Source organism: Streptomyces sp. T028 (assembly GCF_048159505.1).
In the GTDB taxonomy this organism is placed as follows: domain Bacteria; phylum Actinomycetota; class Actinomycetes; order Streptomycetales; family Streptomycetaceae; genus Streptomyces.
The window spans coordinates 96,248-117,843 of the sequence record NZ_JBLRVZ010000006.1; the positions used below are offsets into that span (position 1 = coordinate 96,248).

21 protein-coding genes are annotated in these 21,596 nt (G+C 71.2%); 13 read left to right on the forward strand and 8 right to left on the reverse strand.

Going from position 1 to position 21,596, the window contains the following annotated elements:
• Positions 1-74 precede the first annotated feature (74 nt).
• Positions 75-1,277 carry a cytochrome P450 gene (locus ACLZN2_RS06155; protein ID WP_416977341.1) on the forward strand — a complete coding sequence of 401 codons (1,203 nt, stop codon included), beginning with the start codon at positions 75-77 and terminating at the stop codon, positions 1,275-1,277.
• Positions 1,278-1,313: 36 nt separating this feature from the next.
• On the opposite strand, the gene ACLZN2_RS06160 is transcribed toward ACLZN2_RS06155, so the two are convergent.
• The 3 genes from ACLZN2_RS06160 to ACLZN2_RS06170 all read right to left on the reverse strand — a co-directional run bounded on the left by ACLZN2_RS06160 (position 1,314) and on the right by ACLZN2_RS06170 (position 5,647).
• Positions 1,314-1,994: a response regulator gene (locus ACLZN2_RS06160; protein WP_416977342.1), complete on the reverse strand. Its 681-nt coding sequence runs from the start codon at positions 1,992-1,994 to the stop codon at positions 1,314-1,316.
• On the reverse strand, positions 1,991-3,211 hold the full coding sequence (locus ACLZN2_RS06165; protein WP_416977343.1) for a sensor histidine kinase: 1,221 nt from the start codon (positions 3,209-3,211) through the stop codon (positions 1,991-1,993). The genes ACLZN2_RS06160 and ACLZN2_RS06165 overlap by 4 nt, the downstream gene beginning before the upstream one ends.
• A gap of 117 nt (positions 3,212-3,328) precedes the next feature.
• The gene (locus tag ACLZN2_RS06170) at positions 3,329-5,647 is read right to left on the reverse strand and encodes an MMPL family transporter (protein WP_416977344.1); all 2,319 of its coding nucleotides are present in this window, start codon (positions 5,645-5,647) and stop codon (positions 3,329-3,331) included.
• A gap of 292 nt (positions 5,648-5,939) precedes the next feature.
• Between ACLZN2_RS06170 and ACLZN2_RS06175 the strand changes: the two genes are divergently transcribed.
• From ACLZN2_RS06175 to ACLZN2_RS06205, 7 genes are all read left to right on the forward strand, one after another.
• A complete protein-coding gene (locus ACLZN2_RS06175; protein WP_416977345.1) occupies positions 5,940-7,013 on the forward strand; it encodes a Rieske 2Fe-2S domain-containing protein in 1,074 nt (357 codons plus the stop codon).
• On the forward strand, positions 7,010-7,198 hold the full coding sequence (locus ACLZN2_RS06180; protein ID WP_416977346.1) for a hypothetical protein: 189 nt from the start codon (positions 7,010-7,012) through the stop codon (positions 7,196-7,198). The genes ACLZN2_RS06175 and ACLZN2_RS06180 overlap by 4 nt, the downstream gene beginning before the upstream one ends.
• On the forward strand, positions 7,195-8,133 hold the full coding sequence (locus tag ACLZN2_RS06185; RefSeq protein WP_416977347.1) for a PDR/VanB family oxidoreductase: 939 nt from the start codon (positions 7,195-7,197) through the stop codon (positions 8,131-8,133). The genes ACLZN2_RS06180 and ACLZN2_RS06185 overlap by 4 nt, the downstream gene beginning before the upstream one ends.
• A gap of 163 nt (positions 8,134-8,296) precedes the next feature.
• Positions 8,297-9,265, forward strand: coding sequence for an ABC transporter substrate-binding protein (locus ACLZN2_RS06190; protein ID WP_416977348.1), 969 nt, complete (start codon positions 8,297-8,299; stop codon positions 9,263-9,265).
• Entirely contained in the window at positions 9,262-10,035 is a 774-nt protein-coding gene (locus tag ACLZN2_RS06195; RefSeq protein ID WP_416977349.1) for an ABC transporter permease, read from the forward strand. The genes ACLZN2_RS06190 and ACLZN2_RS06195 overlap by 4 nt, the downstream gene beginning before the upstream one ends.
• Complete coding sequence (locus tag ACLZN2_RS06200; RefSeq protein WP_416977350.1) at positions 10,032-10,811, forward strand: ABC transporter permease; 780 nt, start codon at positions 10,032-10,034, stop codon at positions 10,809-10,811. Before ACLZN2_RS06195 ends, ACLZN2_RS06200 begins: the two co-directional genes overlap by 4 nt.
• 29 nt (positions 10,812-10,840) lie before the next feature.
• Positions 10,841-11,665, forward strand: coding sequence for an ABC transporter ATP-binding protein (locus ACLZN2_RS06205; RefSeq protein ID WP_416977351.1), 825 nt, complete (start codon positions 10,841-10,843; stop codon positions 11,663-11,665).
• A 60-nt stretch (positions 11,666-11,725) separates the two neighbouring features.
• On the opposite strand, the gene ACLZN2_RS06210 is transcribed toward ACLZN2_RS06205, so the two are convergent.
• Positions 11,726-12,400 carry a hypothetical protein gene (locus ACLZN2_RS06210; protein WP_416977352.1) on the reverse strand — a complete coding sequence of 225 codons (675 nt, stop codon included), beginning with the start codon at positions 12,398-12,400 and terminating at the stop codon, positions 11,726-11,728.
• A gap of 243 nt (positions 12,401-12,643) precedes the next feature.
• On the opposite strand from ACLZN2_RS06210, the gene ACLZN2_RS06215 reads away from it, so the two are divergent.
• Both ACLZN2_RS06215 and ACLZN2_RS06220 read left to right on the forward strand, forming a co-directional pair.
• The gene (locus ACLZN2_RS06215) at positions 12,644-13,294 is read left to right on the forward strand and encodes a helix-turn-helix domain-containing protein (RefSeq protein WP_416977553.1); all 651 of its coding nucleotides are present in this window, start codon (positions 12,644-12,646) and stop codon (positions 13,292-13,294) included.
• Positions 13,295-13,326: 32 nt separating this feature from the next.
• Positions 13,327-13,854 carry a toxin-antitoxin system, toxin component gene (locus ACLZN2_RS06220; RefSeq protein ID WP_416977554.1) on the forward strand — a complete coding sequence of 176 codons (528 nt, stop codon included), beginning with the start codon at positions 13,327-13,329 and terminating at the stop codon, positions 13,852-13,854.
• A 35-nt stretch (positions 13,855-13,889) separates the two neighbouring features.
• On the opposite strand, the gene ACLZN2_RS06225 is transcribed toward ACLZN2_RS06220, so the two are convergent.
• Positions 13,890-14,915 carry an alpha/beta fold hydrolase gene (locus ACLZN2_RS06225; RefSeq protein ID WP_416977353.1) on the reverse strand — a complete coding sequence of 342 codons (1,026 nt, stop codon included), beginning with the start codon at positions 14,913-14,915 and terminating at the stop codon, positions 13,890-13,892.
• A 251-nt stretch (positions 14,916-15,166) separates the two neighbouring features.
• On the opposite strand from ACLZN2_RS06225, the gene ACLZN2_RS06230 reads away from it, so the two are divergent.
• Positions 15,167-15,439 (forward strand): hypothetical protein, encoded by a 273-nt coding sequence (locus ACLZN2_RS06230; protein ID WP_416977354.1) that lies wholly within the window; start codon positions 15,167-15,169, stop codon positions 15,437-15,439.
• Positions 15,440-15,474: 35 nt separating this feature from the next.
• On the opposite strand, the gene ACLZN2_RS06235 is transcribed toward ACLZN2_RS06230, so the two are convergent.
• Together ACLZN2_RS06235 and ACLZN2_RS06240 are read right to left on the reverse strand one after the other, a co-directional pair.
• Positions 15,475-16,164, reverse strand: coding sequence for a 4'-phosphopantetheinyl transferase family protein (locus ACLZN2_RS06235; protein ID WP_416977355.1), 690 nt, complete (start codon positions 16,162-16,164; stop codon positions 15,475-15,477).
• Positions 16,161-17,063, reverse strand: a complete 903-nt coding sequence (locus ACLZN2_RS06240) for a metallophosphoesterase family protein (protein WP_416977356.1) — start codon at positions 17,061-17,063, stop codon at positions 16,161-16,163. Before ACLZN2_RS06240 ends, ACLZN2_RS06235 begins: the two co-directional genes overlap by 4 nt.
• Before the next feature lie 328 nt (positions 17,064-17,391).
• Between ACLZN2_RS06240 and ACLZN2_RS06245 the strand changes: the two genes are divergently transcribed.
• Together ACLZN2_RS06245 and ACLZN2_RS06250 are read left to right on the forward strand one after the other, a co-directional pair.
• Positions 17,392-18,531, forward strand: coding sequence for an ATP-grasp domain-containing protein (locus tag ACLZN2_RS06245; protein WP_416977357.1), 1,140 nt, complete (start codon positions 17,392-17,394; stop codon positions 18,529-18,531).
• A gap of 182 nt (positions 18,532-18,713) precedes the next feature.
• Positions 18,714-20,354 carry a carbohydrate binding domain-containing protein gene (locus ACLZN2_RS06250; protein ID WP_416977555.1) on the forward strand — a complete coding sequence of 547 codons (1,641 nt, stop codon included), beginning with the start codon at positions 18,714-18,716 and terminating at the stop codon, positions 20,352-20,354.
• Between the two features lie 327 nt (positions 20,355-20,681).
• On the opposite strand, the gene ACLZN2_RS06255 is transcribed toward ACLZN2_RS06250, so the two are convergent.
• Positions 20,682-21,569: a sulfotransferase family protein gene (locus ACLZN2_RS06255; protein WP_416977358.1), complete on the reverse strand. Its 888-nt coding sequence runs from the start codon at positions 21,567-21,569 to the stop codon at positions 20,682-20,684.
• Between the last annotated feature and the right edge of the window lie 27 nt (positions 21,570-21,596).

The following is a 21,596-nucleotide window of genomic DNA, read 5'->3' on the forward strand; positions in this document are numbered from 1 at the left end:
TCCACTTCGCCGTCCGCTTTGTCGTCCGCTTTGTCGTCCGATCCTCCGTCCGACCACCGGAAGAGCCCCCCACCATGCACTCGACGGACACCGCGCCGCCTCTGCCGCCCCTGCCCCACCGCCGCCCCCTCCTCGACCCCGCCGCCGAGTACGGGCGGTGGATCACCGAGCGGCCCCTGGCCAGGATCACCCTGTGGGGCGACACCCACCCCTGGCTCGTCACCCGGCACGAGGACGCCCGCGCCGTCCTCGGCGACCCGCGCTTCAGCGCGGAGAACGTCCGCCCGGGCTTCCCCGGACTCCAGCCGACGCCCCCGCCGCCCACCCCGGGCCAGCTCTTCGCCATGGACCCGCCGGACCACACCCGGCTGCGCCGCATGCTGATCCCCGAGTTCACCTTCCGCCGGGTCGAGCAACTGCGGCCGGCCGTCCGGCGGATCACCGGCGAACTCCTCGACGGCCTCGTCGAGAAGGGCCGACCCGCCGACCTCGTCGAGCACTTCACCCTCCCCCTCCCTCTCCTCGTCATCTGCGAACTGCTCGGAGTGCCGTACGCCGACCGGGACTTCATCCACCGGCACGCCGCCGCCTTCGCCACCGTCTCGGCCGGACCGGAGGCGATGCGGGCCGGCTGGGCGGCGCTCTTCGGCTATCTGCGGGAGCTGCTGGCGGCCAAGTCGCGCGAACCCGGCGACGACCTGATGAGCAAGCTGGCCGTCGAACGGGTCGCCACCGGAGAGGCCACGGAGGCGGAGGCGGCCGGACTGCTGGTCCAGCTCCTGATCGCCGGGCACGAGACGACCGCGAGCATGCTCTCGCTCGGCGTCGTCGCCCTGCTGCGCCATCCCGACCAGCTGGCCGCCCTGCGCGCCGACGACGACCTCGTCCCCGGCGCCGTCGAGGAACTCCTGCGCTACCTCACCGTCGTCCACATCGGGCTGCGCCGTATCGCCCTCGAGGACGTCGAGCTCGGCGGAGTGACCATCCGCGCCGGCGAGGGCGTGGTCGTCGCCCTGCAGTCGGCCAACCGTGACCCCGCGGTCTTCCCCGGCCCCGACACCCTCGACCTCACCCGGGACGCCGGCCGCCACCTGGCTTTCGGCCACGGCGCCCACCACTGCCTCGGCCAGTCACTCGCCCGCACCGAACTCCAGACCGCCCTCCCGATGCTCTTCGACCGCCTGCCCACCCTCCACCTCACGGGCCCGCCCGCGGAACGGCACGCGTTCGAGGGCCGGGCCGTCCACGGGGTGTCGGAGCTGCCCGTGGCCTGGTGACCCGACCCCGCGTCCGGGTGAGTGGCCGGCCCTGCTTCAGGAGCCGGTCGGTCCAGGTCGTACCAAGCCGCTCTGATAGGCGATGACCACGAGTTGCGCGCGGTCGCGGGCGCCGAGTTTGGTCAGGGACCGCTGGATGTGAGTCTTCACGGTGAGGACGCTCAGGACGAGTTCCTCCGCGATCTCGTGATTGGACATGCCTTGTGCGGCCAGGATGGTGACTTCCCGTTCGCGCGGAGTGAGGTCGCTCAGGCCCGCCACGTGCGCGGGCGAGGTTTCCGGCGGGGGGCCGGTGAGGAAGCGGGTGATCAGTGCCCGGGTGGCGCCGGGCGACAGCAGGGCCTCACCGGCGGCGATGGTGCGGATGCCCGCCAGCAGGGCGTCGGTGGTGACGTACTTGCCCAGGAAGCCGCTGGCGCCGACACGGAGGGCCTGGGCGACGTATTCCTCGGTCTCGAACGTGGTCAGGACGAGAATGCGGGTCCCGGCCAGTCCGGGGTCCTTGCAGATGGCCGCGGTCGCGGTCAGACCGTCCATACCGGGCATGCGGATGTCCATCACGACGACATCGGGATGACGGGTCCGGGTGAGATCCACCGCCTCCCGCCCGTCGGAGGCCTCGCCGACCACCTCCATGTCCTCGCAGGAGTCGATCAGCATCCGGAAGGTTCCGCGCAGCAGGGCCTGGTCGTCGGCGAGCAGGACTCGGATGGTCAACGGTTTTCCTCTTGTCGTTCGGCCAGGGCTTCGGTCCGGGTCAGCGGCTGGAGGGGCAGGGCGGCGGCGACTTCGAAGCCGCCGCCGGGGCGGGGTCCGGCGCGCAGGTCGCCTCCGACGGAGTGGGCGCGTTCGCGCATGCCCATCAGGCCGTATCCGCCGCCGGGAACCGCCGGAGTGGCGGCGGTGCCCTCGTTGGTCACGGTCATGAACAGACGAGAGTCCGCATAGACGAGCCGGACACGGGCCGCATGGTCGGACGCGTGCTTCGTGGCGTTGGTCAGGGCCTCCTGGATGATCCGGTACGCCGTCAGGTCCACCCCCGGGGACAGGGGCCGGACTCTGCCCTCGGTGGTGACGGTGACCGCGAGTCCGGCGGACCGGCAGGCGGCGACCAGCTCCGGCAGGCGCTCCAGACGCGGAGTCGGTTCCAGCGGGTCGGCCTCCGTGTCGCCGGTGTCACGCAGCACGCTCACCGTGGCCCTCAGTTCCAGCAGCGCGGAGGAGGTGGTGGTGACCAGTTGGGTGAGGATGTGCCGGGCTTGTTCCGGCTGGGTGGGCGCGAGGTGGGCGGCGGTGCCGGCCTGGGCGTTGGCGACGGCCATGTGGTGGGCGATGGCGTCATGGAGCTCGCGGGCGATGCGCATGCGTTCCTCGGCGACGCGGAGCCGCGCCTCCTCCTCGCGGGTGCGTTCGGCGTGTGCGGCGCGGGCCTGGGCGGACTCCAGGTAGGCGCGCCTGAAGCGGCTCATACCGCCCAGGGACAGGGCCAGCAGCAGCCACAGGACCGTGCCCGCGGACCGGAGCATGATGTTGTCCCCGAGGGGGGCGGCGGACAGCGAGGTGGCCACCAGCACGGCTATGGTCGGGTAGCCGTAGACGGCGGTGGTCCGGGAGTCGGTGAGGGCGGCGAGCCAGTAGAGGGCCACGATGACGGGTGCCAGCAGGAGCGGGCTGGGCAGGTAGTTCAGGCTGGTCATGACCGCGGTGGCCGTCGCGGTGACGACCAGTGCGGCGCGCGGGTTGCTGCGGCACTTCAGGACGGCGGCGCCGCAGACGAGGGCGAGGATCCGGGCCGGCCACGCGTTCTGCGGGGCTGCGGACTCGGGTGTGCTGACTTGTGCCCCGAAGACCGTGCAGGCGGCCAGCGCCACCGCCATCGCCACATCCGCGGCCCGGGCGTGGCGCTGCGCGTAGCGTTCGAGGTTGCTCGTCATCGTGTCTCTCCGGGTGGGCGTGCTGCACAGTCCATGGTCGTCCATGAACCAGGAGAACGGCCGTGTGGGCCGCCCGGGACGTGGTCTCGGGCGGCCCGGGTGACCGGCGGTGCGGGGTCAGACACCCGCTCCGACCGGGGCCGGGTCGGGATCCTGGTTCCCGGTCGGCCGGCGGCTGAGTGCCTCTCCTTCCACGTCGACCTTCGGCAGGATCCGGTTCAGCCACTTCGGCAGCCACCAGGCCCTGTCGCCGAGCAGGGCCAGGACGGCGGGCACGAGCGCCATGCGGACGACGAAGGCGTCGAAGAGGACGGCGATGGCCAGGCCGAACCCGATCATCTTGATCATGGAGCCGTCCTCGGCGATGAACCCGGAGAACACCGCCATCATGATGAGCGCGGCGGCCACCACCACGCGGGCGCTGTGGCGGAACCCGGACACGATGGCCGACTTGGCCGACTCGCCGTGGGTGTAGGACTCCCGCATCCGCGAGACCAGGAAGACCTCGTAGTCCATGGCCAGTCCGAAGACGATACCCACCAGGAAGATCGGCATCAGGCTCATGATCGGCCCGGTCTGCTCCACTCCGAACAGGCCGGCCATGTGGCCCTGCTGGAAGACCAGCACCACCACGCCGAGGGCCGCGAGGACGGAGAGCAGGAAGCCGAGCGCCGCCTTGAGGGGCACGAAGACGGAGCGGAAGACCAGCATCAGCAGGACGACGGCCAGACCGACGATCGTGAGCAGGTACGGGACCAGCGCCGACTGGGTCTTGGCCGCGACGTCGATGTTCAGCGCGGTGGTGCCGGTGACCTCGAAGGTCGCCTTCGTGTCCGACTCCAGGGCCGGACGTTCCGCGCGGATGGTCTTGACCAGGGTCTTGGTCCGGGCGTCGGTGGGGGCGGTGGACGGGGTGGCCTGGAAGATCGCCGTGTCACCGGCCTCGTTGAAGTTGGCCGACGAGACCGAGACGACGCCCTCCGTGTCGCCGATCTTCTCGCTGATCGTCTTCACGGCGGCCTTGGGGTCGCTCACTCCCTTGGCGTCCACGACGACGGTGAGGGGGCCGTTGAAGCCGGGGCCGAAGCCCTTGGCGAGGTCGTCGTAGGCGCGGCGCTCGGTGGTCGCGGTGGACTTGGCCTCGTCACCCGGCATGCCCAGCTGCAGGCTCGCCGCCGGCAGGGCGAGGGCACCGAGGCCCAGGACGCCGAGGATCAGGACGGGGACAGGACGGCGCAGGACGAAGCGGGCCCAGCGGGTACCGAGGTTCTCCTTGCCGCCCTTCTCGGCCTTCTCCGGCGCGAGCTCGGGCTCGACGCGCTCGCGGACCAGGACCTTCCGTCCGGACAGAAGCTTCCGGCCGGACGTGATGCGCTTGCGCGACCCGGCCTTCTCTCCGTTCTTGGATCCCTTGCGGCCCCGGCGCGCCAGCACCGCGTCCGGCCAGAACCCGAGGAACGCCGGGACGAACGTCAGCGCGACCAGTACGGCGATCGCCACCGCGCCCGCGGCAGCCAGGCCCATCTTCGTCAGCATCGGGATACCGACCACCGACAGACCGGCCAGCGCGATGATGACGGTGAGACCGGCGAAGACGACCGCCGAACCGGCGGTACCCACGGCCAGACCGGCCGACTCCTGCGCGCCGTACCCCTTGGCGCGCTCCTCGCGGTAGCGGGAGACGACGAACAGCGCGTAGTCGATACCGACCGCCAGGCCCAGCATCATCCCCAGGGTGCCGGTGTCCGAGGACAGACCGAGCGGGTGGGCCACCATCATGATCCCGAACAGGCTCACGGCGACACCGACGATCGCGGTCAGCAGCGGCAGCCCGGCCGCGGCCAGTGAACCGAAGGTGACCAGCAGCACGACGGCCGCCACCGAGAGGCCGACGATCTCGGCGACCCCGCTGACCCCGCCACCGGCCTCCATCGCGGAGCCGCCGGTCTCGACGGTCAGACCCGCCTCACGCGCCTGGTCGGCCGCCTTGTCCACCGCCGTACGGGCGGCGTCGGTGACCTTGTCCTTGACCACCTTGTAGGTGACCGTCGCGTACGCGACCGTGCCGTCCTCGCTGACCGCCCGCGACTCGAACGGGTCCGCGACACCGGCCACCTGCGGGCCGTCGGACAGCGCGTCCACCGTCGCCTCGATGGCCTTCTTGTTCTCGCTCGCGGTCACCTTCTGCCCGTCCGGGGCGACGAAGACGACCGTGGCTCCGGCGCCGTCGGCGGCGCTCATCTCGGGGAAGCGCTCCTGCATCAGGTCGTAGGCCTTCTGGGACTCGATCCCCGGCATCGAGGAGTCATCGCTGGTAGCTCCCGACGCCTGCATGCCCCCCAGACCCACGGCGGCCAGGACGGCCACCCACATCAGGGCGACACGACTTCGCCGCCGGAAGGCCGCACGGCCCAGTCGATAGAGAAAAGCTGCCATTTCAGGGCACTCCCGATCAGTTCTCGATTTCGCCCGCTCAGACTCGCCGGGGAGGGCCTGCCGTGTCGTCGTGCAGCTACTGGCATTGCGGTTACCGAAGCCACAGGACCGTGTACTCAAATCTCTGTAGGAACGGACGGCGCCGTCGGCCGCCAATGCTCTGACCAGCCACTTCCTGGAAGCCCTTCCGCCTGGCAGAAGCAGCCTTGCGCGGCGGTCGCACCCGTCACGAATCTGGGTCCAACCACGGCACGCGGGGCGCGGACGCCCCGCTCTCAGGGACGGGAACGCCATGCCTCACACCACCGCCTTCGCCAGAAACCAGTGGTACGTCGCCGCCTACAGCCACGAGGTCGGGCGCGAGGAACTGCTCGGCCGGACGATTCTCGGTGAACCGCTCGTCTTCTACCGGACGGAGGAGGAGGGGACCCCGGTCGCGCTGGCCGACCGCTGTGTGCACCGCCGGTTCCCGCTGCACGAGAAGCCGAGCCGGCTCGACGGCGACCGTGTGGTGTGCGGCTACCACGGCTTCACGTACGACACGAGCGGCACCTGTGTGTACGTGCCGGGTCAGAAGCGCATCCCGCGCACCGCCCGCGTGGCCGCCTACCCGGTCGTCGAGCAGGACTCCCTGGTGTGGGTGTGGATCGGCGACCCGGCGCTCGCCGACCCGCTGACGATCCCGCGCGCCCGCCACCTCGACACCCCCGGCTGGGTCACCGTCCGCGGCATGGAGCCCATCGACGCCGACTACGGCCTGCTCGTCGACAACCTCCTCGACCTCTCGCACGAGACGTATCTGCACGGCGGCTACATCGGCACCCCCGAGGTCGCGGAGACGCCGATCACCACCGAGGTCGACGAGGGCGCGGGCATCGTCCGGGTCAGCCGGCACATGGCCGACGCCGAGTGCCCGCCGTTCTACGCCCGTTCGACCGGCATCGAGGGCCGGATCACCCGCTGGCAGGACATCGAGTACCACGCCCCCTGCCTGTACCTGCTGCACAGCCGGATCGCGCCGGTGGGCGTGCTGCCGGAGGCCGACGGCAGCGACCCGAACGGCTTCCACACCGAGATCACGTACGCCATCACCCCGTCCGCCGACGGCAAGGTGTACGACTTCTGGATGGTCTCGCGGGACTGGGCGACGGACGACGACGAGGTCACCGAGTTCCTGCGCGGCAACAACCACACCGTGGTCATGCAGGACGTGGACGCGCTCAACCTCCTGCAGCGGACGCTGGGTTCGGAGCGGGCCGGCTACCAGGAGCTGAGCATCAACATCGACACGGGCGGCCTGGCCGCCCGCCGTATCCTCGCCCGGCTGGTCGAGGAGGGCGACAAGCCGGTGGAGCAGGTCCTGTGAGCAACAGCCCCACCGGTGAGATCTACCGCATCGACTGGCTGCCGGGCACCGACGTGCTGCACGGCACCTGTCACTGCGGCGCCGAGCACTCCGCCCAGGACCCAGTCCAGATGTGGGAGTGGATGCTCGGCCACCCCGAAGGACACGAGCCAAAAGGACACGAACCAAGAGGAAGCGCCTCATGACCGCCGCCTACGAAGCCGAACTCGTCGTCGAACGCCGCGAGTCGGCCGCCGACGGCGTGCTCGCCCTCACCCTGCGCCACCCGCTCGGCGAGCGGCTCCCCGCCTGGGAACCGGGCGCCCACGTCGATCTCGTCCTCGGTCCGGGGCTGGAGCGCCAGTACTCGCTGTGCGGCGATCCGGCGGACCTCACGTCCTGGCGGGTCGCGGTGCTGCGGGAGCCGGCCGGGCGGGGCGGTTCCGCCCATGTGCACGAGCAGGTGGGGCAGGGCGACAAGGTGCGGGTGCGCGGCCCGCGCAACCACTTCGCCCTGCGCCCGGCCCCCCGGTACCGCTTCGTCGCGGGCGGCATCGGCATCACGCCGGTCCTGCCGATGCTGGCGGCGGCCGAGGCGGCGGGCGCCGAGTGGACCCTGCTGTACGGCGGGCGCAGCCGTGCGTCGATGGCGTTCACCGGGGAGTTGGCGCGCTACGGCGACCGGGTGACCGTGGCCCCGCAGGACGAGACCGGGCTGCTCGACCTCGGCTCGGTGCTGGACGAACTGCCCGAGGGGACGTTGGTCTACTGCTGCGGTCCCGGGGCGCTGCTGGACGCGGTGGAGGAGCGCTGCCCGGCCGGGGCGCTGCACCTTGAGCGGTTCCAGCCCAAGGAGCAACAGGCGGGCGAGGACGGCGAGTTCGCGGTGGAGCTGGCGCAGAGCGGCCGTACGCTGACCGTCGCACCCGGCGTCTCCGTCCTGGACACCGTGCGCGCCGCCGGAGTCGAGGTGCTGTACTCCTGCGCCGAGGGCACCTGCGGCACCTGTGAGACGGACGTGCTCGACGGCACCCCGGACCACCGGGACTCCGTCCTCACGGCGGAGGAGCGGGAGGCCGGCGAGACGATGATGATCTGCGTGTCGCGGTGCAGGGGGAAGAAGCTCGTCCTGGATCTCTGAGAACCCTTCCCGGGGGCCACCCAAAACTGTCAACAATTTCGTCAGCCAAAAGCATTGACCCCGCCGGACAGCACGATCTACGTTCCCTGCACGCCAGTTGAGCACTACTGTGCGGTGCACGCACAGCCTGTCGGAACACCGTTGTCTCTGCACAGGGGGAGCCATGCGTCGTCTGTTCGCCGGTCTCGCGGCCGGTACCTTCCTGCTCGCCACGGCGGCCTGCGGCTCGTCCGACTCCGGGGCGTCCGGCGGGAGTTCGTCGTCCGGCGGGGTCACGACCGTCAAACTGGGCCTCATCCCGATCGTGGACGTGGCACCCGTCTACCTCGGTGTGAAGAAGGGTTTCTACGAGAAGCACGGGCTGAAGCTGTCGATCACCACCGCGCAGGGCGGCGCGGCGATCGTGCCCGGGGTCGTCAGCGGCCAGTTCCAGTTCGGCTTCAGCAACATGACGTCCCTGATGGTCGCCCAGTCCAACAACGTTCCCGTGAAGGCCGTTTCGAACGGCATCGCCTCAACAGGGGTCCAGGGCAAGGACTTCGGGGCGATCACCGTGAAGAAGGGCAGCCCGATCAAGTCCGCCAAGGACCTTCAGGGCAAGAAGGTCGCCATCAACACCCTGAAGAACATCAACGAGACCGCGGTGCGCGAGTCGGTGCGCAAGGCGGGTGGCGACCCGGACCAGGTGAACTTCGTCGAGCTCGCCTTCGACCAGATGCCGGCGGCCCTGGACGGCGGGCAGATCGACGCGGCCATGGTGGTCGAGCCGGCGCTCGCGACCGTCAAGAGCCAGGGCGGGGTGGAGATCGCCTCCCCGCTGGTGGACGTGGCGCCGAACCTCACCGTCGCCATGTACTTCACCTCCTCGCAGTACGAGCAGAAGAACCCCGAGGTGGTGAAGAAGTTCCAGGAGGCCACGGCGGAGTCCCTCGCTTACGCCGACGCGCACCCCGACGAGGTGCGGGAGATCGTCACCGCGTACACCAAGATCCCGGCGTCGGTGCTGGCGCAGGTCACGCTGCCGAAGTGGCCCGCCGAGGCCGACCGTGCCTCCATCGAGGCGCTGGAGAAGCTGGGCGAGCAGGACAAGCTGTTCAAGACGGCCCCGGACCTGGACAAGCTGCTGCCGTGAGGGGCCTGAACCTCGCACTCGGTGCGGCCGGGCTCGCGGCCTTCCTCGCCCTGGGCGAGGCGGTGCCGCGGCTCGGCCTGGTCAAGGAGGCCTACTTCCCGCCCACCAGCCGGATCGCCGGCGCCCTCGGCGGCGAACTCGCCGACTCCGCCTTCTGGACCGCGCTCGGCGACACCCTCACCGGCTGGGCGCTGGGCCTCGCGATCGCGGTCGGCGCGGGCATCGCGGCCGGCGTGCTGATCTCGGTCGTGCCGTATCTGCGGGAGGCGACGGCCTCCACGATCGAGTTCCTGCGGCCGATCCCGTCCGTCGCCCTGATCCCGCTGGCCGTCCTGCTGTACGGCACCGAACTGCGCTCGGTCCTCCTGCTCGTCGTCTACGCCGCGTTCTGGCAGGTCCTCATCCAGGTCCTGTACGGCATCCAGGACGTGGACCCGGTCGCCGAGGAGACAGCGCGGTCGTACGGCCTCGGCGCCTGGGCGCGGGTCCGGCATGTGCTGTGGCCCACCGCGCTGCCGTACGTCATGACCGGCGTCCGCCTCGCCGCGGCCGTCGCGCTGATCCTCGCCGTCACCGCCGAACTCGTCATCGGCGCACCGGGGTTGGGCGCCCGGATCGCGGTCGCGCAGACCTCGCAGGCGGTGCCCGAGATGTACGCGCTGATCGTCGTCACCGGTGTTCTCGGGCTGCTGATCAACGTGGGTGCCCGCACGGTGGAGCGGCGGGCGCTGGCCTGGCACCAGTCGGTGCGCGGGGAGGTGGCGGTGTGAGACGTGTGCTGCTGCGGCTGCTGTTCGCCCTCGCGCTGCCGGCCGTGCTGGTCACGGTGTGGTGGCTGGCGTCGTCCGGCAGCACGAACGTGTACTGGCCGCCGCTGCGCACGATCCTGGAGGCCTTCCCGGACGTGTGGACCGGCGAGCGGCTGCGCACGGACGTCCGGCCGAGCGTGCTGCGGCTGGCCGGCGGCTACGCGACGGCGGGCGTCGTCGGGGTCGCGCTGGGCACGGTCATCGGCTCGTACCGGCGGGTGCGGGCGGTGTGCGAACCGGTACTGGAGTTCCTGCGGGCCGTGCCGCCGCCGGTGCTGGTCCCGGTGATCATGCTGTTCGCGGGGATCGGCGACACGATGAAGGTGGTCGTCATCGCGAGCGGCTGTGTGTGGCCCGTCCTGCTCAACACCGTCGAGGGCGTACGGGCGGTGGACCCGGTGATGGCGGAGACGGCCCGGTCGTACGGCATCACGGGTGTCGCGCGCCTTCGCTCGGTGGTCCTGCGCTCGGCGAGTCCGCAGATCTTCGCGGGCCTGCGGCAGGCGCTGTCCATCGGGATCATCCTGATGGTGATCAGCGAGATGTTCGCCGCGAGCAACGGGCTCGGCTTCACCATCGTGCAGTTCCAACGGGGCTTCGCCATCCCCGACATGTGGACCGGCATCCTGCTGCTCGGCCTGCTCGGCTTCGTCCTGTCGGTCATCTTCCGGATCGTCGAGCGGCGGGTGCTCGGCTGGTACCACGGTCTGCGCGCGTCCACCCGGAGGTCCCCGTGACCCACGTGCCCCTCACGAAAGGGCGGTCCATGCACGGAACGCTTGTCGTATCCGGCCTGCGCAAGGTCTACGAGGGGGCCGGGCGCCGGGTCGAGGCGGTGCGCGACCTGACCTTCACGGTCGGGGCGGGTGAACTCGTCTGTCTCGTGGGCCCGTCGGGCTGCGGCAAGACGACCCTGCTGAAGTGCATGGGCGGACTGCTCGCCCCGACCTCCGGCGAAGTCCTGCTGGAGGGACGGAAGGTGACCGGTCCGCCGCCGGGGATGGCGTTCGTGTTCCAGGAGTACGGGCGCAGTCTCTTCCCGTGGATGCGGGTGGGAGCGAACGTCGAACTCCCCCTGAAACAGAAGGGGTTGCCCAAGCCGCGGCGGCGGGAGCTGGTGATCGACGCGCTGGCCTCGGTCGGCCTCGCGGACGCCGCGGGGGCGTACCCGTGGCAGCTGTCCGGTGGTATGCAGCAGCGGGTCGCGATCGCGCGGGCGCTCGCCTACGAGCCCCAGGTCCTGCTGATGGACGAGCCGTTCGCCGCCGTGGACGCCCAGACCCGCGCCGACCTGGAGGACCTCGTCAGGGGTCTGTGGCGGGAGCGGGGCATCACCATCCTGTTCGTCACCCACGACATCGACGAGGCGGTCTACCTGGGCGAGCGGGTGATAGTCCTGTCCGCCTCCCCCACCGTCGTCCAGGAGCAGCTCAAGGTCGATCTCCCCGCGGAACGCGACCAGTTGCACACCCGCGTCGCCCCGCGTTTCGCCGAACTGCGCACCCATGTGTACGAGCAGATCCAGGCGGCGAAACGCGGGACACCTCAGGACGCGGTCGGCAAGGAAGCCCGGGGGCGGCCATGGACATAGGTGAGGCGGGCGGGCCGCCGACCAGGCGCCGTCGGCGACCTGAACGCCGACGGTGCCCGGTCAGGCCCGGGGGGCGGGGACCACGCTGAGGTGGCTCGCGGTGCGCCGGGCGATGGTACGGCGGGCTCTGCGGGGCGCGGGTGCCGGGCGGGGCTCCTGGAGCACCATGGTCAGCCGCGTGTACCCCATGTCCCGCAGGGTCCGCGGTGTCTCGCCGACGATACGGCACCTGGTCTCGCCCCGGCGCGGGTCGGGGTGCCGCAGCAGGCGGACCGCGCCGTCGTGTTCGAGGGCGACCTCGCCGACCGCGCGGATCCAGTGCGGCAGCCCCTGCCGGTAGGCGGCCTCCATGATCGGGTCCTGGGCGATCTCCCGCCGGATCGCCTGCAGACCCGCGTCGTGGCCGTGCCGCTCCACGGCCGCGGCGAAGCAGGCCAGCATCGGCAGGCACCAGCCGGCCTCGTGGTCGCCGAGGACCGAGGCCGCGTCCGGGTGGAAGAGGACGAACCGGAGGAAGTTGTCGCCCGGCTGGGCCGTCGTGTGCGGGCCGACCTCACGGAAAAGTGTCTCGAAAGCGGCGTTGGCCAGGACCACGTCCCACCGGTGGTCGAGGACGACGGACGGGAAGGGGACTGCCTCCAGGTAGACGGCGTAGTCCTGCAGATACGCCTGGGCCTCGGGACTCTCGGGGACGGGCCGCGGTGCGGACCGCTGCCCTCCTGCCTGAAACGCCATCGGGAGGTCACCCCTCTTGCCGGTGCCGCCTTCACGCGGCGCCCCGATCCTGCTGCCCGGGTACGCGAGGTGTCAACTATCGTGGCATTCCCTACTCATTGACGGCTGAAATTGGCCACAGTTGTGGCGAGACCTGGATGTGAGTTCGAAAGACCGGCTAGTCTCCACGCAGTTCACGGCGATCGCCTCGTGCGGCGGGCCTGTGCCGGTGAGAGGGACGTGAGAGACGTAGGAGACCTGTCGGTGTCGGATGGCTTCGAGGTTCCGGGCGCCACGGGGACGATGCTGCTGTCGGCCGTCGTCGCCCGTGTCGCCGCACTCGCCGACCGGCTCGCCGTGCCGCACGCGGAGGTCTTCGACACCGGACGGCTGTCCGTCGCCTCCGGTGTCCCCGAGCCCGTGGTCAAGGCCCTGCTGGGCGGCCGCCCGGCGGGCGAGCCGGACGTCCAGGCCCGCTTTCTTCAGCGCCTGGACCTGCTGCGCCGCACCCGTCTCAAGCCGAACGGGCGCAGGCACACCCAGCAGGAGATCGCCGACGGCGCCGGCATGTCGCGGCAGCAGGCGGGCGCCCTCATCAACGGCGACCGGCGACCCACGATGGAGCACTGCGACGCGATCCAGCGGTTCTTCCGGGTGCACGCCGGTTTTCTGACGGCGGAGGACCCCGAGGCCCTCGCGGGCGCCCTGCAGCACACCGAGCAGGAGCTGCTGCAGAAGCTCGCCGCGCGGGAGGCGGCCGCGGACGCCGATGACGCGCTGGAGCGGCTGCTGCAGGACCACGGCGTGCGCGGGATCGCCTGGCGGGCGGCACAGCTGCCCACCGACCAGCACCGGGACAAGGTCGCGGAGTGGCTGGACATGCTCCTGGAGAGCGTGAGGCGGCCCGAGTCGTGATCCGGGGGAGAACAGTGGGCATCGCCAGGGAAATGCGCCGCCTGTGCGGCGGACTCGTCTCCGAACTGACCCTGCCGACGCCCGCCGCGCCGGCCGACCTGTACAGCGCGCTGTGCGACGGGATGAGCAGACGCCGGGGCCGGCCCGTCCACTTCCGCACCGCGGCCTTCCCCACCGACACGGCGAGCGGACTGTGGCTCGACATGGCCGACCAGGACCTCGTCGTCATCGAGGAACGCACCGCGCCCGACCACCAGTTGGTGATCCTCGGGCACGAGCTGTGGCACATGAACGCGGGCCACTGCGGCCATCACGTGGAGGGCGCCTCGGTGGCGGCCCGTTTACTCACCGACGGGGCCGACCTCCAGGCGACGGTCCGCAGGGTCGCCGCGCGCACCCGCTTCGACCAGTCCGACGAGAAGGACGCCGAGAGCTTCGGCCTGCTGCTCGCCAGCAAGTGCCGCACCTGGCTGGCCGGTTCGTCCCCGCGCGGCCGTGGCCGCGACGACCTGGCGGGCCGCATCGAGACCTCGCTTGGCTATCTGGGACCGAAGAACTGACCTCGCGGTGAAGAACTGACCTCTCGGTACGGCGATCAGGTCGCGCTGCGGCGGCTCGCCTCCCGCAGGTCCCGTACGGCCTCCTCGGACAGGCCCGGCCGGCCCTCCGGCCCGCCCTCGCACAGGAGGCGGCGCCAGTGGTCGCGGCTCCAGTCGGCCGGGGCCGTGGTGCGGGTGAACTCCTCGACCAGGGCGAGGAACCGGGCCGGGTCGGTGTGGAACGGGAAGTGGCCGGCGCCCTCGAAGATCTCCAGCCGGCTGCCCGGCATCGCCTCGTGCGCGCCGTGGGCGTGCCGGACCGGCACCACGCTGTCCCGGTCGCCCCACAGCAGCAGGGTGGGCATCCCGGCGGTCAGATAGCAGCGGTCGAGCATGGTCACCACCTGCCCGCGCCAGTCGACGACCGCGCGCAGGGTGCGGATGAACGCGTTGCGGGCGGTGTCGTCGGGCAGGGCGTCCACAAGGTGCAGCAAGTCGGGTGCGTCCTGGCCGAGATCGGTGTCGAGCAGCTTCATCAACCGTATGGCCATGCCGACTTGGAGACGCATTCCGGGCAACCGGAGGGCGGACAACGCGAGATGGGCGCCGGGCAGGGAGACGAGACGCAGGGCCGGGGTGACCTCGCGGCCGACTCCGCCGGCGCTGACGAGGACGAGACGTTCGGTGCGCTCGGGGAACTGGTAGGCGAACTGCATCGCCACTCCCCCGCCCAGCGAGTGCCCCACGAGGGTCGCCGACTCGATGCCGAGCGTGGTCAGCAGGTCGCGCAGCCCGTTGGCGTAGGCGGCGACCGAGTAGTCGGCGCGGGGCTTGTCGGAGGCGCCGTGGCCGAGGAGGTCGGGGGCGACGACGGTGTGGGTGCGGGCGAGGCCGGGGATCAGCTCGGCCCAGGTGGCCGAGGAGTCCCCGATGCCGTGGATGAGCACCAGGGCGGGGCCCTGCCCGGCCATGCGGAAGGCACGCCGGTAGCCGTGCACGACCCGGTACTGGAGGGCCGGCTCCGGACCCACCGGGCGCAGTCGCGCGGCGCGCGCAGGGCGCAGTACGGGGACGTCGAACACCCGTCCTCCTCCCTGACGTGTCCTTGAGTCCTGCGCGGTCGGCCGTGGCCGAAAGCGCTGCATTCCAGCGTAGGGAGCGTTTCCCCCAGGGGATTTCGGGGAGGTTTCGCCTCCGCTAAGCGGGCGAACCGGCGGGCGGAGCGACCGGATTGTCAGTGGTGGGCGGCAAGCTGGGGGGTGCGCCGTCGCAGAGCGGCGTACGCGCCGCACCCGGCGCGTGGAGACGACGCCGACACGGGGAGAGCCGACCGATGCCCACTGCCCTACTGACCGACCGCGAGCGCACCGCCGTCCAGGCCTATCTGCGGCTGCTGCACACCGTACGGGCCGCCTTCGGCGAGGACTTCGGCGACCGTCCGGGCGACGGGCGCGGTGGCGCCTCCCGTCCGGTGCCGGGCCGGCTGCCACCGGTGGTCCCGCCCGCCGTGCTGGCGGAGGCGGACCGGGCACTGGCGGAGGCGGGACTCGCGGGCAACGAGGAGGAGTTCTTCGGACTGCTGCAGGGCTGGTGCCCGGGGCCGTGACCGGGGCCGCCGAGACCGGGGCGCCGTGACCCGCCTCAGCGGTGGTGGACGGTGACCGCCGTGGCCACCAGGCCCCGGCGGACGGTCCAGGCCCCGTCGAAGTGTCCGAGGCGGTGGCCGCCGACCACCGGTCCGGGCACGAGGAGCCGGGCGCGGAAGGTGCCGCGCCCCTCCCCGTCCGGCCCGGCCGAGACGTCGATGTCGGCCTCGCTGAAGTCCAGCCACTTACGGGTGAGGGGGAACCACGCCTTGTAGACGGATTCCTTGGCGCTGAACAGCAGCCGGTCCCAGTGCACCTCTGGCCGCAGCGCGCTCAGCCGTTCGAGCCGCTCCTGCTCGCCGGGCAGGGCGACCGCCTCCAGGACACCCTGCGGGAGCGGTTCGTGGGGCTCGGCGTCCATGCCGAGGGAGGCCAGATCGGCGGCGCGGACCAGGGCGGCGGCACAGTAGCCCTCGCAGTGGGTCATGCTGCCCGTCAGGCCGTCCGGCCACTGCGGCGCGCCGCGCTCCCCGGGCAGCACCGGCTGCGCCGGCACGCCGAGCTTCTCCATCGCGCGCCGGGCGCAGGAGCGTACGACGGTGAACTCACGGCGCCGCTTGGCGACCGCACGCGCCACCAGCGCCTCCTCCTCGGGGTACAGCGGCGCGTCCCCGAACTCCCGGACGCCCTCTTCCCCGAAGGCCTCGACGGCCACCACGGATTCGGGCAGCAGTTCCTCGATCACCGGTCCTCGCCCTCCGCCCGCGACTCCCGCCGGGTCAGGATCGTGTCCTCGGAAGGCGCGGGCAGGATGCGGCGCAGCCGGCCCGGCGCCTGCGCGCGCTGTCGCCACTCGCGCGGGTAGCCCACCGACACCTCTTCGAAGCGGACGCCCTCGTGCCAGGTGGTGCGCGGGATGTGCAGATGTCCGAAGACCATGGTCGCGACCCGGAAACGGCGGTGCCAGTCGGCGGTCAGCTCCGTACCGCACCACATGGCGAACTCGGGATGCCACAGCACGTCCATCGGGTGACGGTGCAGCGGATAGTGGTTGACGGGGACGACCGGGAGATCGTCCGGGAGTTCGGCGAGTCTGCGTTCGGTCTCGGCGACCCGCGCCCGGCACCAGGCCTCGCGGGTCGGGTAGGGGTCGGGGTGCAGCAGGTACTCGTCGTTACACACGATGCCCGTCTCCTCGGCGTACGCGAGCCCCTCCGCCTTGGTCGTACAGCCGGCCGGCAGGAACGAGTAGTCGTACAAGAGGAACAGCGGCGCCACGACCACCGGGCCTCCCGGCCCCTCCCACACCGGGTAGGGGTCCTCGGGCGTGAGCACGCCCACGTCACGGCAGAGTTCGACCAGATGCTCGTAACGGGCGACGCCGCGCAGGGTGACGGGGTCGGAGGGGTGGGTCCACAGCTCGTGGTTGCCGGGTACCCAGACCACCTTGCGGAAGCGGCCGGCGAGGGTCTTCAGCGCCCAGCCGATGTCGGCCACGTTCTCCGAGACGTCCCCGGCCACCAGCAGCCAGTCGTCGTCCGTCTCCGGCGCCATCCGCTCGACCAGGGCACGGTTCTCGGGATAGCCGATGTGCAGATCGCTGATGGCCAGCAACCGCCCGGCGCCACCGGCGCTCGACGTCACCTCGCGTCCTTCCGTCCACCCACCCCACGAAGGTCACCACGACAGCACATTCGCGGGCGTGGAACAAGGCCACCCCCTTCGTGTCACGCGAGTGCACGCCACGGCTACCGAGCGGTCACTTCCTTACCGGACGGGACGGCATCGGTGAACAAGATCAGAAAATCCGTAACACGCGCGTTGCACGCGGCACGGCTGGGAAGCCGTATGATCGCCCCAACACCACCGCCATGGACGCCCCTTCAGCAGGGCGGTTTGGTGACCCTCCATTCCCCCTGCCCGGGCACGGGCTTGCTCTGCCGTGCCCGCGACCCCTGAAAGGCGGCCTCGCATGGTCTCTCGCGTACGCGTCTGGCTCAACCGCACGTACGCGGAGAACGTGTTCTTCATGGATCAGCTGCGGAGAAATCCGAGCGATCGCGCGGTCGAGATCCATGCGACGCACGGCGACGCGGACTCGCCCGTGCTGGCCGCCGCCGACACCGCCGACCTGGAGCCGGAGGGCCTGTCCCCCGCCGCCTACGTGGAGTACGCGCTGGACCAGTGCCAGCGCCGTGGCATCGATGTCTTCGTGCCCCGGCTGGAGCAGGCGGCGATCGTGGCGCACCGCGCCGACTTCGAGGCGATCGGCACGGCCCTGTTGGCGCCCACGCCCGAGGCCGTCGCCGTGTTCGAGGACAAGGTCGTCGCGTACGAGGCCGTGCAGGCGATCGGGGTGCCCGTGCCGCCGTGGTACCGGGCGCGTACCGCCGACGAACTCGTCGCCGCCGTGGAGGAGTTGGAGGAGGCGGGCCACCGGGCGTGCTTCAAGCCGGCGTCCGGCGCGGGCGGGGTGGGCTTCCGTGTGATCACGCGCGCCCCCTTCTCGCTCATGCACCTCAGCGGCTTCCCGACCCCGTACGTCCAGCTCGACATGGTCGTCGAGGCGCTGCGGCAGGCCGACGAGACCGTGGACTGGCTGGTGATGCCCCGCCTGGAGCAGCCGGAGGTGTCGGTGGACTGCCTCACCGGCCCCGACAACCGCCTGCGGATGGCCATCGGCCGCAGCAAGAACGGCCGCCGCCGCGGCTTCACCCTGCACGAGCAGTGGCTGGAGCCGGCCCGGCGCATCGCCGAGGGCTTCGGGCTGCACTACCTGTCCAACATCCAGTTCCGTATGTTCGGCGACCGGCCGGTCCTGATGGACGTCAACACGCGTCCGGCCGGCGGACTGCACCAGCTGTCGCTGTGCGGGGTCAACGCCCCCTGGGCCGCTGTGCAGTTGGCGCTCGGCGAGGACCCGGGTGACGTCGTGCCCCCGTTCCTCGGACAGGACTACACGGTGGTGTCGGGGCCGCGGCCACTCCGCTCGGTGTCGCTGCCCCACCAGCGGATCGAGGACACGAGCGAGCCGCTGCTGCCGGCCATGCCCGCGCCGGTCGAGTCCGTCGAGGTGACACCCGCCGGCGCGGCGGAGGTGCTGCCGCTCTAGGGTGATTCCCTCACCGGTATGGACCAATTCCGCCCGCTCATCTTGACAGGCGGATTGGTCCATACCAACTTTGTTGCGCACCCCCCTTTGCACCTCTGCACTCCCGAACACCCCCATACCTTCAGGGAGATCGCGTGCGCACGACACCCGACAGACGCCCCTGGCGTCGAGTTCTCGCCCTGATGGGCTCCGCGGCACTCGCGCTCGCCGGGGCCATCGCCCTTCCCGGCACCGCCCAGGCGGCGAACATCCTCACGAACCCCGGCCTCGAATCCGGCTCACTCTCCCCCTGGTCCTGCACCGGCGGCCTCGGCTCGGTCGTCTCCTCGCCCGTGCACGGCGGCTCCAAGGCCCTCGCGGGCGCGGTGAGTTCGAGTGACATCGCCAGGTGCAGCCAGACCGTCTCCGTCCAGCCGAACACGACGTACACGCTGAGCGGCTGGGTGCGGGGCAGTTACGTCTACCTCGGCGTCGACGGCGGTGCCTCGACCTGGACGACGTCGCCGTCGGCGTACAGCCAACTGTCGGTGTCCTTCACCACCGGCGCCTCGCAGACCAGCGCGACCGTCTATGTGCACGGCTGGTACGCCCAGGGCACCTACTACGCCGACGACATCGGTCTGGACGGGCCGGGCGGCGGGGGCGGCGGCTCGGACACCCAGGCGCCGAGTGCGCCGACCGGGCTGACCCCCACCGGCAAGACTTCCTCCAGCGTGTCCCTGTCCTGGGGCGCCTCCTCGGACAACGTCGGCGTCACGGCGTACGACGTCTACAGCGGCTCCTCGCAGGTGCTCAGTGTCTCCGGCACGTCCGCCACCGTGAGCGGGCTGTCGCCGAGTACCGCCTACACCTTCAGTGTGAAGGCGCGCGACGCGGCCGGGAACGTCTCCGGGTCCTCGGGCTCGGTGTCCGTCACGACGGACGCGGGCAGCGGCGGGACCTCCTTCAAGCAGGCGGCGCCCTATCTCTACGAGGGCTGGGGCGATCCGCCGAGCGTGTCCGCGGTGATGAGCGCGACCGGCATCAAGTGGTTCACGATGGCGTTCATGCTGGACGGGGGCGGCTGCAACCCGATGTGGGACAGCACCCGTCCGCTGACGGGCGGGGTCGACCAGAGTGTCATCAACCAGGTCCGTTCGGCGGGCGGTGACATCGTGCCGTCGTTCGGCGGCTGGCAGGGCAGCAAGCTCGGCGCCAACTGCTCCTCGGCGAGCGCGCTCGCGGCCGCCCTGCAGAAGGTGATCGACGCCTACTCGCTCAAAACGATCGACATGGACATCGAGAACACGGACGAGTTCGAGAACGAGGCCGTGCAGGCGCGGATCCTGACCGCGTTGAAGACCGTCAAGGCCAACAACCCCGGCCTGAAGACCATCGTCACCTTCGGGACCTCGACCACCGGGCCGACGTACTACGGCAACCGGCTCATCGAGCAGGCGAAGTCGATCGGCGCCGACATCGACGTCTTCACCATCATGCCGTTCGACTTCGGCGGCGGCTCGGACATGTACGGCAACACGGTGAACGCCACGGAGGGGCTGAAGGCCAAGCTCAAGTCCACCTTCGGCTGGGACGACGCCACCGCCTACGCCCACATCGGCATCTCCGGTATGAACGGCCTGTCCGACCAGCAGGAGAACACCACCCCGGCGATCTGGACGCAGATCCGCGACTGGGCCAACGCGCACCACATCGCCCGCCTCGCCTACTGGTCCGTCAACCGTGACCGGCCCTGCCCGGGCGGGGGCGTGGTGAGCAACTGCTCCGGCATCAGCCAGAGCACGTGGCAGTTCACGTCCATCACGGCGGGCTTCACCGGCTGAGCCGACGCCCCCTGCCGCCCGGCCCGTTCCCCGGATCCCCCTCCTGGAGGATCCGGGGAACTTTTTTCGCGCGGGGTGTATCACCGCGCGTGGTGCGGGTTCTAAAGGGTGTAACCGTGAAGGCCCACCGGGGACGACGGGGGAACGTGAGGGTCCCGGTGGGCCGGCGCGGGGGCACCGCCTTTCAGGGTTCACAGTTCGGGGTCGGTGCACGGGGAGTACGGGGAAGCACCAGCCCCCGGGAGTCATGGGGGATGCCCGGGGGCACGGGGGATCGGGGCGGGCGGCCGCTGTCACGGGGAGCGGCCGCCCGCTCCCGCCCTGTCCTCACCCGGTCGGGTAACCCCAGGCCCGGGCGATCTCGTGCAGGCGCGGCGGCAGGGCGAGGGCCGGGTCGGCGGCGCGGGCGGGCTGGATGCGGCCCGACTTGATGGTGCTGGACCAGTCGCCCAGCTGCGGCCGGAACGCGCCGTGGTCACCGCGGCCGTACTCCAGCATGGCGGGCTCCCACGGCACCCCGAGGTAGGCGCACAGGTCACGGGTGACGCGCTCCGGTTCGGCGGTGAGGTCCTCGTACCTGACCACGTGCGCGCCGGCGAGGCCCAGGCGGGCCTCCTCCAGCTTCTCGGCGTAGCCGAGCACCTCGGCACGGATGGCCTCGTGGTCCGGGTCCTTGCGGCGGTCGGTGAGGGAGGCGACGACCGCGCCGGGGTGGCGCAGCAGCAGGATGTGCCGGGCGTCCGGCCAACATCGGTGCAGCCGCTCCCAGATGAGGGTGTTGGCGGGCGTCTTGTCGACGACGAGGTCCTTGCCGCTGCGGGTGAGCTCCCGGTGCAGGACCCGGTCCCAGAGCATGTGCTCCAGTTCCGTGCGGTCGAGTTCGAGCGCCTTCATGGCCTCGGCGGTGAAGTCACGGCTGAGCTGCACGTGCAGGGTGCGCAGATGCATCTCGTGCGGGGCGCGGATCCGGCTGTGGCTGTTCAGGATCACCCGCAGCAGGGTGGACCCGGAACGCACCGAGGACAGCACGAAGACCGGGGACTCCACCAGACGGGGGCTCGGCGGCGCGGTGTACGAGGCCGTGGCGGGCGCGGGCTCCCTGCGCGGGGAGGGGACGGCGTCCAGCGTGCGCCGCGGCGGACTCACCGCCTCCCGCATGAGTCTCCCGCGGCGCTTCAGCCCCTTGCCTATCGCCGATATGCGCGGATCCCTCACGTCGACACCTCTCTCCTTGCACCTTGC

Bases quoted from the DNA above. Each gene is read 5' to 3' on its own strand.
- ACLZN2_RS06155 (WP_416977341.1), top strand. From the start codon at position 75: ATGCACTCGACGGACACCGCGCCGCCTCTGCCGCCCCTGCCCCACCGC.
- ACLZN2_RS06165 (WP_416977343.1), bottom strand. From the start codon at position 3,211: ATGACGAGCAACCTCGAACGCTACGCGCAGCGCCACGCCCGGGCCGCG.
- ACLZN2_RS06170 (WP_416977344.1), bottom strand. From the start codon at position 5,647: ATGGCAGCTTTTCTCTATCGACTGGGCCGTGCGGCCTTCCGGCGGCGA.
- ACLZN2_RS06175 (WP_416977345.1), top strand. From the start codon at position 5,940: ATGCCTCACACCACCGCCTTCGCCAGAAACCAGTGGTACGTCGCCGCC.
- ACLZN2_RS06185 (WP_416977347.1), top strand. From the start codon at position 7,195: ATGACCGCCGCCTACGAAGCCGAACTCGTCGTCGAACGCCGCGAGTCG.
- ACLZN2_RS06190 (WP_416977348.1), top strand. From the start codon at position 8,297: ATGCGTCGTCTGTTCGCCGGTCTCGCGGCCGGTACCTTCCTGCTCGCC.
- ACLZN2_RS06205 (WP_416977351.1), top strand. From the start codon at position 10,841: ATGCACGGAACGCTTGTCGTATCCGGCCTGCGCAAGGTCTACGAGGGG.
- ACLZN2_RS06210 (WP_416977352.1), bottom strand. From the start codon at position 12,400: ATGGCGTTTCAGGCAGGAGGGCAGCGGTCCGCACCGCGGCCCGTCCCC.
- ACLZN2_RS06220 (WP_416977554.1), top strand. From the start codon at position 13,327: ATGCGCCGCCTGTGCGGCGGACTCGTCTCCGAACTGACCCTGCCGACG.
- ACLZN2_RS06230 (WP_416977354.1), top strand. From the start codon at position 15,167: ATGCCCACTGCCCTACTGACCGACCGCGAGCGCACCGCCGTCCAGGCC.
- ACLZN2_RS06245 (WP_416977357.1), top strand. From the start codon at position 17,392: ATGGTCTCTCGCGTACGCGTCTGGCTCAACCGCACGTACGCGGAGAAC.
- ACLZN2_RS06250 (WP_416977555.1), top strand. From the start codon at position 18,714: ATGGGCTCCGCGGCACTCGCGCTCGCCGGGGCCATCGCCCTTCCCGGC.